Below are 12,055 nucleotides of genomic sequence, written 5' to 3'. Positions count from 1 at the left end.
AAATATTCCACCTGAAAATAATTTAGAAAAATTCATTGATCAAGGCCCGGCGCCGTTCTAGTCTGCATCCACGAACTCGCTCGCAAGCATTGCGTTTGCGGGCAAGGGCATCAGCAATCAAACCCATAACAATAAAAGAAGAGGGGCCGGCATGGGCCAGACTCGTTTTGCCACTGGGCGTCAGCTGGACGTGATTTGTCTCGGGCGCCTGGGCGTCGATCTCTACGCGCAGCAGATCGGTGCGCGCCTGGAGGACGTCAGCAGTTTCGCCAAATACCTCGGCGGCTCCTCCGCCAATATCGCTTTCGGCACCGCACGGCTGGGCGTGAAGTCAGCCATGCTGACCCGCGTTGGCGACGACCACATGGGCCGTTTTCTGGTCGAATCCCTGGCGCGTGAGGGCTGCGACGTCAGCGGCATCAAAGTCGACGCCGAACGCCTGACCGCCATGGTCCTGCTCGGCATCAAGGACCGCGAAACCTTTCCCCTGGTGTTCTACCGCGAGAACTGCGCCGACATGGCGCTGCAACCGGACGACATTGATGAAGCACAGATCGCCTCAAGCAAAGCGCTTCTGATCACCGGCACGCATTTCTCCACCGATCAGGTGTTCCGCGCCAGCAGTCAGGCGCTGGACTTCGCTGAAAAACACAACGTCAAACGCGTCCTCGACATCGATTACCGCCCGGTGCTCTGGGGCCTGGCCGGCAAGGCTGATGGCGAGACGCGGTTTGTTGCCAACGACACCGTCAGCCAGCATGTGCAGCGCGTCCTGCCGCGCTTCGACCTGATCGTCGGCACCGAAGAAGAATTCCTCATCGCCGGCGGCTCGACCGATCTGCTCAGCGCCCTTCGCCGGGTCCGCGAACTCAGTGCCGCGACCCTGGTGGTGAAGCTCGGCCCCCAAGGCTGCACGGTGATTCACGGGGCGATTCCGGCGAAACTTGAAGACGGCGCGATATACCCCGGCGTGCGCGTGGAAGTGCTGAATGTGCTGGGCGCAGGCGATGCGTTCATGTCCGGCTTCCTCAAGGGCTGGCTCAACGACGAGAGCGACGAGCGCTGCTGCCAGCTGGCCAATGCCTGCGGCGGTCTGGTGGTGTCGCGGCATGCCTGTGCGCCGGCCATGCCAACGCTGGTCGAGCTGGAATATCTGTTCAATAGCCCGGTGCCGATTACCCGACCCGATCAGGACACGATGCTGCAACGCCTGCACCGGGTCAGCGTGCCCCGTCGCGAATGGCAGCCGCTGTTCATCTTCGCCTTCGATCATCGCGGGCAACTGGTGGAGCTGGCGCAAAAGGCCGGGCGCGATCCGGCCTGCATCGGCCCGCTCAAGCAGTTGTTCGTTCAAGCGGTCGCGCGGGTCGAGGCCGATTTGCACGCGCGCGGCATCGCAGCCGATGTCGGTGTGCTGGCGGATCAGCGCTTCGGTCAGGATTCACTGAATGCCGCCAGCGGGCGCGGCTGGTGGGTGGCCCGTCCGGTGGAAGTGCAGGGCTCGCGCCCGCTGGCGTTCGAGCATGGGCGCTCGGTGGGCAGTACCCTGCAAAGCTGGCCTCAGGAACAGATCATCAAGTGCCTGGTGCAATACCACCCGGACGACGAGCCGATGCTGCGCCTTGAACAGGAAGCGCAATTGCTGGGCCTGTATCAAGCGGCGCTGGCCAGCGGGCACGAACTGCTGCTGGAGGTTATTCCGCCCAAGGATCATCCTTCGCCCCATCCGGACGTTATCTACCGTTCCCTCAAGCGCCTCTACAACCTTGGCATTTACCCGGCCTGGTGGAAAATCGAGTCGCAGCCCGCCGAGGTCTGGGAACAGCTCGACGCGCTGATCCACGAGCGCGATCCGTACTGCCGGGGCGTGGTCTTGCTGGGGCTGAACGCGCCCGCCGAAACCCTGGCGGCCGGCTTTCGTCAGGCGGCGAAAAGCACCACCTGCCGCGGTTTTGCCGTGGGCCGCACGATCTTTCACGAGCCCAGCCGAGCGTGGCTGGAGGGCGAAATCGATGACGCGGACCTGATCACTCGGGTGCAGAGCAACTTCGGTTTCCTGATCGAATCCTGGCGCGACGCCCGGGCCTGAAGCCAGAACCCGAGGCCTGTGTGTTCAGTTGAACGAGATAACAACAATAAAGGTGCAGCCATGCCCGCTTCTGCAATCCAAATTGGCATCAACCCGATTTCCTGGAGCAACGACGACCTCCCGGCCCTCGGCGGCGAAACGCCCCTGAGCACTGCGCTCAGTGAGGGCAAGGAGATCGGCTACGAAGGCTTCGAGCTCAACGGCAAATTCCCGAAAGACGCCCAAGGCGTGGCCGATGTGTTGCGCCCGTATGACCTGGCGCTGGTGTCGGGCTGGTATTCCGGGCGACTTGCCAGCCGTTCGGCGGCCGAGGAAATCGACGCCATCGCCAGCCACGTCGAACTGCTCAAGCACAACGGCGCCAAGGTCCTGGTCTACGGCGAAGTCGCCGACTCGATTCAGGGCCAGCGCATCCGACTGGTCGAGCGGCCGCGCTTCCACAGCGCTGATGCCTGGCAAACCTACGCCGACAAACTCACTGAGCTGGCCCGGTTCACGCTGTCCCAAGGCGTGCGTCTGGCCTATCACCACCACATGGGCGCGTACGTGGAATCGCCGGAGGACATCGACACGCTGATGGCCCTGACCGGCGACGAGGTCGGCCTGCTGTTCGATTCCGGGCACTGCTACATGGGCGGCGGAGAACCGCTGCAGGTGCTGAGTAAACACATCGATCGCGTCTGCCATGTGCATTTCAAGGACGTGCGCAAACCGGTGGCGCAACTGGCGCGCAACAACTTGTGGAGCTTTCCGGACTGCATCGTCAATGGCACCTTCACCGTGCCCGGCGATGGCGACATCGATTTCGCCGCGCTGCTGGAGGTGTTGATGCAGGCCGCTTACCAAGGCTGGCTGGTGGTCGAGGCGGAACAGGACCCGGCCGTCGCGCCGAGCTATGCCTACGCGAAAAAGGGCTTCGACACGCTGCGCACGTTGCTGGCCGCCGCGCAACGGCCGCACCAGCCCCAACAACCGCCTGAACAGAGGAGCCTGTGAACATGAATCTTTTGGTCAAGAGCAAGGCCGAAGGGCGCGATGTAGTCGCGCTGGCCGACGGCGTGCTGACGTACGTCGGATTCTCCGCCCACCGGTTGAGTGTCGGCGAACGTCTGCCGGTGAGTGCGGGTGACAAGGAAATCTGTCTGGTGCTGCTCAGTGGCCGCATCAGCGTCACCGGCCAGGCGCCGGGGCATGGCAGTTTCAACTGGGAAAACCTCGGCGATCGGCAGTCCGTGTTCGAGGACAAATCGCCCTTCGCCGTGTACCTGCCGCCGGGCAGTCAGGCCGAAATCACGGCGTTGAGCGCGGTGCAGATTGCCGTGTGCGCCGCGCCGGGCGATGCGTCCAAAGACTTGCCCGCGCGGGTGATCAACCCGGATACGATGAAACGCAGCGTGCGCGGCCGGGCGGCCAACACCCGTTACGTCTGCGACATCCTCCCCGATTCTGAACCCGCGCATTCGTTGCTGGTGGTGGAAGTGCGCACGCCCTCGGGCCACTCGTCCAGCTACCCGCCCCACAAGCACGACACAGATGATTTGCCGCACCAGAGCTTTCTCGAAGAAACCTATTACCATCAGGTCAACCCGCCCCAGGGCTATGTGTTCCAGCGCGTGTACACCGACGATCGCAGCATCGATCAGGCCATGGCCGTGGAGAACAACGATCTGGTCACGGTGCCCAAGGGGTATCACCCGGTCACCGTGCCATACGGCTATGAGTCCTACTATTTGAATGTGATGGCCGGCCCGAAACGCGCCTGGCAATTTCACAATGATCCGCAGCACAGTTGGCTGCTCGACCTGTAATTCCCCACTTATTGAAGGAGCCTGCAATGAGCACTGCCCCGATCATCGGCCACTACATCAACGGCCAGATTCACGACAGCGCCAAGCGTTTCAGTGACGTGTTCAATCCGGCCACCGGCGCTGTGCAGGCCCGGGTGGCGCTGGCGGAACTGAAGACCGTCGATGAAGCCGTTGTCGCTGCCCAGGCGGCATTTCCCGCCTGGGCGGATCAGTCGTCCCTGCGGCGTGCGCGGGTGATGTTCAAGTTCAAGGAATTGCTCGACCAGCACCATGACGAGCTGGCGGCCATCATCTGCCGCGAGCACGGCAAGGTATTTTCCGATGCCAAGGGCGAAGTGGTCCGTGGCATCGAGATCGTCGAGTTCGCCTGCGGCGCGCCGAGCCTGTTGAAAAGCGACTACAGCGACAACATCGGTGGCGGCATCGACAACTGGAACCTGCGCCAGCCGCTGGGGGTTTGCGCGGGCGTCACGCCGTTTAACTTCCCGGTGATGGTGCCGCTGTGGATGATCCCCATGGCGCTGGTCACCGGCAACTGCTTCATCCTCAAACCGTCCGAGCGCGACCCGTCGGCGAGCCTGCTCATGGCGCAGCTGTTGAAACAGGCGGGCCTGCCGGATGGCGTGTTCAACGTGGTGCAGGGCGACAAGGTGGCCGTGGACGCGTTGTTGCAGCACAAGGGCATCGAGGCGATATCGTTTGTCGGCTCCACGCCCATCGCCGAATACATTCATCAGCAGGGCACTGCCCACGGCAAACGCGTGCAGGCGCTCGGCGGTGCGAAAAATCACATGATCGTCATGCCCGATGCCGACCTGGATCAGGCCGCCGACGCATTGATCGGCGCGGCCTACGGTTCGGCCGGCGAGCGCTGCATGGCGATTTCCATCGCCGTGGTGGTGGGCGACGTGGGCCAGAAACTCATCGACAAGCTGCTGCCGCGCATCGATGGGCTCAAGGTCGGCAACGGCATGAACGCCGATTCGGACATGGGCCCGCTGGTGACGGCGGTGCACAAGGCCAAGGTCGAGGGCTACATCGCCCAGGGCGTGCAGGAAGGCGCGAAGCTGATCGTCGACGGGCGCAACTTCAGCGTGCCGGGAGCAGAACAGGGCTTCTTCGTCGGCGCCACGTTGTTCGATGACGTGACGCCGGAGATGACTATCTATAAGGAGGAGATTTTCGGTCCGGTGCTGGGCATCGTTCACGTGCCTGATTTTGCCTCGGCGGTGGAGCTGATCAACGCCCACGAATTCGGCAACGGCGTATCGTGTTTTACCAGCGACGGCGGCATCGCCCGGGCCTTTGCGCGCAACATCAAGGTCGGCATGGTGGGCATCAACGTGCCGATCCCGGTGCCGATGGCCTGGCACTCGTTCGGCGGCTGGAAGCGGTCGCTGTTCGGCGATCACCATGCCTACGGCGAAGAAGGCCTGCGCTTTTACAGCCGCTACAAAAGCGTCATGCAGCGCTGGCCGGACAGCATCGCCAAGGGCGCGGAATTCAGCATGCCGACGGCGAAGTAACGAGCGCCGAACGCCGATATTCGTTTGGGGCTTTACGGACACGCTGAAGGGTTCGCTTTGTAGGAGCCGGCTTGCTGGCGAACGCGGTTGATCAGCGCCAAATGTGTTGACTGCCCCACCGCATTCGCCAGCAAGCCGGGTCCCACAGATCGCGTGACGAGCCCGCTGACAGCGGAGTCAGCACAGCGGGGCTTCATCACCTCAAATAACAACAAGGTGCAAGCATGACCACGACTCGATTGACCATGGCCCAGGCCCTGGTGAAGTTTCTCGATAACCAGTACGTCGAAGTCGACGGCGTGCAGAGCAAGTTCGTCGCCGGCGTGTTCACCATTTTTGGTCACGGCAACGTGCTGGGCCTGGGCCAGGCGCTGGAGCAGGACAGCGGCGAGCTCATCGTCCACCAAGGCCGCAACGAACAAGGCATGTGCCACGCCGCCATGGGTTTTGCCAAGCAACACCTGCGGCGCAAAGTCTACGCCTGTAGCTCATCGGTCGGCCCCGGCGCCGCCAACATGATCACCGCCGCGGCCACCGCATCGGCCAACCGCATTCCGCTGCTGTTGCTGCCCGGCGATGTCTACGCCAGTCGCCAGCCCGATCCGGTGCTGCAACAGATCGAACAGTTCCACGACCTCAGCATCAGCACCAACGACGCCTTCAAGGCCGTGAGCAAATACTGGGACCGCATCAACCGCCCCGAACAGCTGATGAGCGCGGCCTTGAACGCCATGCGCGTGCTCACCGACCCTGCCGAAACCGGCGCCGTCACCCTGGCGCTGCCCCAGGACGTGCAGGCCGAAGCCTACGATTACCCCGATTCCTTCCTGCAAAAACGCGTGCACCGCATCGACCGACGTCCGCCCACCAAAGCCATGCTCGATGACGCCGTGGCGCTGCTCAAAGGCAAACGCAAACCGCTGCTGATCTGTGGCGGTGGCGTGCGCTATTCCGGCGCGGCCGCCGAGTTGCAGGCGTTCGCCGAGCGCTTCGGCATTCCGTTCAGCGAAACACAGGCGGGCAAGAGCGCCATCGTTTCCGCCCATTCGCTGAACATGGGCGGCATCGGCGAGACCGGCACCCTGGCGGCCAATACCCTGGCCCGGGAAGCTGACCTGATTATCGGCGTCGGCACCCGTTACAGCGACTTCACCACCGGCTCGAAGTCCCTCTTTCAAAACCCCGACGTGCAGTTCCTTAACCTCAACGTCGGTGCATTCGACGTGCAGAAACTCGATGGCGTGCAGGTGCTGGCCGATGCGCGTCTGGCGTTGCAGTTGCTGGCGGATCAGTTGGGCGACTACCGCGCGCAATGGGGCGATCAGCCGCGAGAGGCGAGGGCTGCCCTAGACGCGGAAGTGGACCGGTTGTACGCCGTGGAATACCAGACCGAGGATTTCGAGCCGGAAGTCAGCGGCCATCTTGACCCTCAGGTGCTGCGGGATTTCATCGAGATGACCGGGTCGTGCCTGACCCAGAGCCGGGTGCTGGGCGTGCTCAATCAGCAATTGCCGGCGGACGCGGTCATCGTCGCGGCGGCTGGCAGTCTGCCCGGCGATTTGCAGCGGGCCTGGCGCAGCACCAGTGTTGACAGTTATCACGTCGAGTACGGCTATTCGTGCATGGGCTATGAGGTCAACGCCGCGCTGGGCGTGAAAATGGCGGCGCCGGAGCGTGAGGTGTACGCGCTGGTCGGCGACGGTTCCTACATGATGCTGCACTCGGAGCTGGCCACGTCGATTCAGGAACGGCGCAAGATCAACGTGGTGCTACTGGACAACATGGCCTTCGGTTGCATCAACAATTTGCAGATGGGCAACGGCATGGGCAGTTTCGGCACCGAGTTCCGTTATCGCAATGCCGAGACCGGGCAGCTGGATGGCGACCTCGTGCCGGTGGATTTCGCGATGAGTGCGGCGGCTTATGGCTGCAAGACGTACAAGGTCAGCAACGCTCAGGAGCTGGAAGCGGCACTGGCCGACGCGCGCAGGCAGACCGTTTCGACGCTGATCGACATCAAGGTGCTGCCGAAAACCATGATTCACGGTTACCTGTCGTGGTGGCGGGTGGGCGTGGCGCAGGTGTCGACCACGGGCACGACCGCCGAGGCGTATGAGCGGCAAAAAACGGCGTTGGCCAAGGCCCGTCAGTATTGAGGAAGCACCCTCTCTGTAGGAGCCGGCTTGCTGGCGAATGCGTTGGTTCAGTCAACATCTTTGCAGCTGATCCACCGCGTTCGCCAGCAAGCCGGCTCCTACAAGGGATCGTGTACAGCCGCGAAAATGGAGAGAACTATGAAAATCGGACTCATCGGCTACGGCAAGGGCGGGCGCTACTTTCACGCGCCGCTGATTGCCAGCCAGCCCGGCGTGACGTTTGCCGGCGTGGTCACCCGTTCGCCGGAACGCCGTCAGGACCTGCGCAACGATTACCCCAAGGTCCCGGCCTTCGACAGCCTGGCCGATCTGGTCGCCGCCGGTGTCGATGCGGTGGTGATCTCGACGCCGCTGGCCTCCCGGCGTGCCTTGATTCTTGAAGCCATCGAACTGGGCGTGCCTGTGGTCAGCGACAAACCGTTCGCGCCGGATGCCCAGGCGGCCCAGGAACTGGTGGACGCTGCCGAACGCCGCGGCGTGCTCTTGGGCGTGTACCAGAACCGCCGCTGGGACTCGGATTTTCTCACCGTGCGCAAGCTGATCGATCAGGGCGTTTTGGGCGACATCAGCCGCTTCGAGTCCCGGGTCGAGCGCTACTCGCCCTCGTCTGTTGGCAAGGAAAGTGGCGGCGGCATTCTCCGCGATCTCGGCAGCCATCTGGTGGATCAGGCGTTGCTGCTGTTCGGGCCGGTTAAGCGGGTGTACGCCGAGCTAGAGTTCGCGACGCCGGAGAAAAAGGTCGATCACGGCTTCTTTATGTCGCTGACCCATGACAGCGGCGTGGTTTCGCACTTGTGGGGCAACTGCCTGCAAAACGCTCAAGGCCCGAGATTTCGGGTCAACGGTTCACAGGGCTGCTATACCGTGGAGGGCCTCGACGGTCAGGAAGCCGCCGCACTGGCCGGGTTATCCCCCCGATCCGAAGGCGAACACTGGGGCGTGGAGGAACATCGCCGCTGGGGCTGGTTCGAGCAGGGCGAACACCGCGAGCGGGTCCCGTCAGAGCGCGGCTGCTGGACCGAATTTTACCGGCAGTGGCAGGAGGCGGTGATGAATCAGGGGCGCAATCCCGTGGATGCGAACGATGCGGTGACCTCGGCCAGCGTGCTGGATGCCGCGAGGATCAGCGCAATGGAGGGCAGGGTGGTAGCGATCTAGCAGACGCCCACGATGAAGATCAAACTGGCTCACAAACCCCAATCCGTAGGAGCCGCCTTGATGGCGAACGCGGTGGGTCTGCACCAGAAATGGAGATGACACCCCCCGACCCGTAGGAGCCGGCTTGCTGGCGAACCCACGGTGTACTGGCACCCGAAACGGTTAATGACACACCGCGTTCGCCAGCAAGCCGGCTCCTACAACGGTTTGCATACACCCCCGATAACTGAGCTTCTGACGACCAAACATCAAAATAGAAATTAATTCTAAAAGCTGTTGAAGTAGAAATTATTTTCCAATAGAGTCATTTCCAGGTTGCCGACGATCGCCGTCAGCGCCTGGTGTCGGGTCTCCCGGCAGCAGGCCGAACGAGCGACACAAAAACAAGAAAGCCAATCGCAGACAGGTACCGCCGATGAACATCTTCAGATCAGCCGCCAAGGCTTGCCGTCCCTTCTTACTCGCGCTTCCCGCCATTCCCCGTGCTGTTTCCCGCGCAGCTTCCCGCAGATTGATCAACGCTGCCCCCGCCTTTGAATCCGCCCTTGAAACCATCGCTCACGTGCTCTGCGTCGAACGCCGCGGCGTTGTGGTGTGCGGGGCATCGGGCGGGTCGGTCGCGCATCTTTCAGACACGGCGCCAACGGCTCCGCGCTAAGCGTCAGCACCTCCAGCCGTCGTCAGCTCTGCCATTACAACAACAAGAATCTGGAGAAAGACCGTTCATGAATACCCCACTCCGTTTCACCTCACTCGCCCTGGCCCTGATGCTCAGCAGCGGCGCCACCCTGGCGGCCGACCTGAAGATCGGCGTGTCCATGTCGCAGTTCGATGACACCTACCTGACCTACATGCGCGAGGACATGGACAAGAAAGTCAAAGCCATGGGCGGCGTCGATCTGCAGTTCGTCGATGGCCGCAATGACGTGAACAAACAGCTCGACCAGGTGCAGGAGCTGATCGGCAAGAAAGTCGATGCGCTCATCGTCAACCCGGTCGACACCGAAGCGACCAACCGCATCACCAAGATGGCCACGGCCGCCGGCATCCCGCTGGTTTACGTCAACCGCCGCCCGGACGATCCGAAACTGCCCGCAGGCGTTGCTTCCGTGACCTCGGACGACAAAGAAGCCGGGCGCATGCAGATGGAATACCTGGCCAAGAAGATGGACGGCAAAGGCAACGTCGTCATCTTGCTCGGTGAGCTGGCCAACAACTCGACCCGCGACCGCACGGCGGGCGTGAAAGAAGTTCTGAAAAACTACCCCAACATCAAAGTCACCCAGGAGCAAACCGGCGCCTGGCAGCGTCAGCGCGGCATGGACGTCACCAATGACTGGCTAACCCAGGGCGGTGACTTCAAAGCGGTCATCTCCAACAACGACGAAATGGCCATCGGCGCCGCCATGGCGCTGAAGCAGGCGGGCAAGAAAGGTGAGGTGTTTGTGGCCGGCGTCGACGGCACGCCGGACGGCCTGAGCGCGGTCAAGAAAGGCGACCTCTCGGTCTCGGTGTTCCAGGACGCCAAGGGGCAGGGCGAGGGCGCCATCGATGCGGCCGTGAAACTGGCGAAGAAGGAAACGCTGGCCGAACAGGCCATCGTGATCCCCTTCAAGCTGATCACGCCGGACAACGTCAACACCTTCAAATAACCGCTGACCTCACACCGACTGACACCCGGCAGAGCACCGCACGTCGTGCCTCTGCCGACCCTGTCACCCGAGGAGCCTGTGACCATGTTCGCTTCCGCAACCGCTTCGGCTTCAACGAACCCTCCCGTCTCCGGGACGGCGAACGACGCCGAGCACCCTTATCTGCTGGAAATCACCAACATCAGCAAGGGCTTCCCCGGGGTAGTGGCGCTGGACAACGTGCAACTGCGCGTGCGGCCCGGCAGCGTGCTGGCGCTGATGGGCGAGAACGGCGCGGGCAAGTCCACGCTGATGAAAATCATCGCGGGCATCTACCAGCCCGACACCGGCGAAATCCGCCTGCGTGGCAAGCCAGTGGTGTTCCAGTCGCCGCTGGCGGCGCTGCAATCGGGCATCGCCATGATCCATCAGGAACTCAACCTGATGCCGCACATGAGCATCGCCGAAAACATCTGGATCGGCCGCGAGCAGCTCAACGGCCTGCACATGGTCGACCACCGCGCGATGCACCGCTGCACGGCGGAACTGCTCGAACGCCTGCGCATCAACCTCGATCCGGAAGAACAGGTCGGCAACCTGAGCATCGCCGAACGGCAGATGGTCGAGATCGCCAAGGCTGTTTCCTATGATTCCGACGTGCTGATCATGGACGAGCCGACCTCCGCCATCACCGAGACGGAGGTGGCCCACCTGTTTTCGATCATTGCCGACCTGCGCGCTCAGGGTAAGGGCATCATCTACATCACCCACAAGATGAACGAAGTGTTCGCCATCGCCGATGAAGTGGCGGTGTTCCGCGACGGCGCCTACATCGGCCTGCAGCGCGCCGACAGCATGAACGGCGACAGCCTGATCTCCATGATGGTCGGCCGTGAACTGACACAGCTGTTTCCCGAACGCGATCAGCCAGTCGGCAAGTTGCTGCTGTCGGTGCGCGACCTGGCTCTGGACGGCGTCTTCGAAGGCGTGTCGTTCGACCTGCACGCAGGCGAAGTGCTGGGCATTGCCGGGCTGATGGGTTCGGGACGCACCAACGTTGCTGAAACCATCTTCGGCATCACCCCGAGCACGCGCGGGGAAATTTTCCTCGACGGCACGCCGATCCGCGTCAGCGACCCGCACTTCGCCATCGAGAAGGGCTTTGCGTTGCTCACCGAGGATCGCAAGCTCAGCGGCCTGTTTCCCTGCCTGTCGGTGCTGGAAAACATGGAGATGGCGGTGCTGCCCCATTACGTCGGCAACGGTTTTGTCCACCAGAAAGCCCTGCGCGTGCTGTGCGAAGACATGTGCAAAAAGCTGCGGGTGAAGACGCCGTCCCTTGAGCAGTGCATCGACACGCTGTCCGGCGGCAATCAGCAGAAAGCGCTGCTGGCGCGCTGGTTGATGACCAACCCGCGGGTGCTGATTCTCGATGAGCCCACCCGCGGCATCGACGTTGGCGCCAAGGCCGAGATCTATCGGCTGATTTCCCTGCTCGCCAGCGAAGGCATGGCAGTGATTATGATTTCGTCCGAGCTGCCGGAAGTGCTGGGCATGAGCGACCGGGTCATGGTGATGCACGAAGGCGAAATGATGGGCACCCTTGACCGCGCCGAAGCCACCCAGGAACGGGTCATGCACCTGGCTTCCGGAAACCCTGTTCACTGAGTCGCGGTTGACTGACGCT

At 62.5% G+C, this 12,055-nt stretch carries 8 protein-coding genes; all 8 read left to right on the top strand.

The window, feature by feature from the left end; translation table 11 throughout:
- Window positions 1-151: 151 nt before the first annotated feature.
- The 8 genes from EC919_RS22465 to EC919_RS22430 all read left to right on the top strand — a co-directional run bounded on the left by EC919_RS22465 (window position 152) and on the right by EC919_RS22430 (window position 12,036).
- Window positions 152-2,089 (top strand): bifunctional 5-dehydro-2-deoxygluconokinase/5-dehydro-2-deoxyphosphogluconate aldolase, encoded by a 1,938-nt coding sequence (locus tag EC919_RS22465; RefSeq protein WP_133776518.1) that lies wholly within the window; start codon window positions 152-154, stop codon window positions 2,087-2,089.
- 60 nt (window positions 2,090-2,149) lie between these two features.
- Window positions 2,150-3,085: a myo-inosose-2 dehydratase gene (gene iolE, locus EC919_RS22460; RefSeq protein ID WP_133776517.1), complete on the top strand. Its 936-nt coding sequence runs from the start codon at window positions 2,150-2,152 to the stop codon at window positions 3,083-3,085.
- 2 nt (window positions 3,086-3,087) lie between these two features.
- Window positions 3,088-3,897, top strand: a complete 810-nt coding sequence (gene iolB / locus EC919_RS22455; protein WP_133776516.1) for a 5-deoxy-glucuronate isomerase — start codon at window positions 3,088-3,090, stop codon at window positions 3,895-3,897.
- A 26-nt stretch (window positions 3,898-3,923) separates the two neighbouring features.
- Window positions 3,924-5,423, top strand: coding sequence for a CoA-acylating methylmalonate-semialdehyde dehydrogenase (locus EC919_RS22450; protein ID WP_133776515.1), 1,500 nt, complete (start codon window positions 3,924-3,926; stop codon window positions 5,421-5,423).
- Between the two features lie 224 nt (window positions 5,424-5,647).
- The gene (gene iolD, locus EC919_RS22445; RefSeq protein ID WP_133776514.1) at window positions 5,648-7,579 is read left to right on the top strand and encodes a 3D-(3,5/4)-trihydroxycyclohexane-1,2-dione acylhydrolase (decyclizing); all 1,932 of its coding nucleotides are present in this window, start codon (window positions 5,648-5,650) and stop codon (window positions 7,577-7,579) included.
- Between the two features lie 138 nt (window positions 7,580-7,717).
- Window positions 7,718-8,737 (top strand): Gfo/Idh/MocA family protein, encoded by a 1,020-nt coding sequence (locus EC919_RS22440; RefSeq protein ID WP_133776513.1) that lies wholly within the window; start codon window positions 7,718-7,720, stop codon window positions 8,735-8,737.
- 725 nt (window positions 8,738-9,462) lie between these two features.
- Window positions 9,463-10,389, top strand: a complete 927-nt coding sequence (locus EC919_RS22435; RefSeq protein WP_133776512.1) for a sugar ABC transporter substrate-binding protein — start codon at window positions 9,463-9,465, stop codon at window positions 10,387-10,389.
- An 84-nt stretch (window positions 10,390-10,473) separates the two neighbouring features.
- Window positions 10,474-12,036, top strand: coding sequence for a sugar ABC transporter ATP-binding protein (locus EC919_RS22430; RefSeq protein WP_133776511.1), 1,563 nt, complete (start codon window positions 10,474-10,476; stop codon window positions 12,034-12,036).
- The last annotated feature ends 19 nt before the right edge of the window (window positions 12,037-12,055 follow it).

Source organism: Pseudomonas graminis (assembly GCF_004364335.1).
Lineage (GTDB): Bacteria > Pseudomonadota > Gammaproteobacteria > Pseudomonadales > Pseudomonadaceae > Aquipseudomonas > Aquipseudomonas graminis_D.
Note: the sequence above shows the minus strand (reverse complement) of the source record. Positions and strands in the feature narration are given on the sequence as shown.

What these genes read in the sequence shown, in the direction of transcription:
- iolB (WP_133776516.1), top strand. Translation starts at nt 3,088, where the DNA reads ATGAATCTTTTGGTCAAGAGCAAGGCCGAAGGGCGCGATGTAGTCGCG.
- EC919_RS22435 (WP_133776512.1), top strand. Translation starts at nt 9,463, where the DNA reads ATGAATACCCCACTCCGTTTCACCTCACTCGCCCTGGCCCTGATGCTC.
- iolE (WP_133776517.1), top strand. Translation starts at nt 2,150, where the DNA reads ATGCCCGCTTCTGCAATCCAAATTGGCATCAACCCGATTTCCTGGAGC.
- iolD (WP_133776514.1), top strand. Translation starts at nt 5,648, where the DNA reads ATGACCACGACTCGATTGACCATGGCCCAGGCCCTGGTGAAGTTTCTC.
- EC919_RS22440 (WP_133776513.1), top strand. Translation starts at nt 7,718, where the DNA reads ATGAAAATCGGACTCATCGGCTACGGCAAGGGCGGGCGCTACTTTCAC.
- EC919_RS22450 (WP_133776515.1), top strand. Translation starts at nt 3,924, where the DNA reads ATGAGCACTGCCCCGATCATCGGCCACTACATCAACGGCCAGATTCAC.
- EC919_RS22465 (WP_133776518.1), top strand. Translation starts at nt 152, where the DNA reads ATGGGCCAGACTCGTTTTGCCACTGGGCGTCAGCTGGACGTGATTTGT.
- EC919_RS22430 (WP_133776511.1), top strand. Translation starts at nt 10,474, where the DNA reads ATGTTCGCTTCCGCAACCGCTTCGGCTTCAACGAACCCTCCCGTCTCC.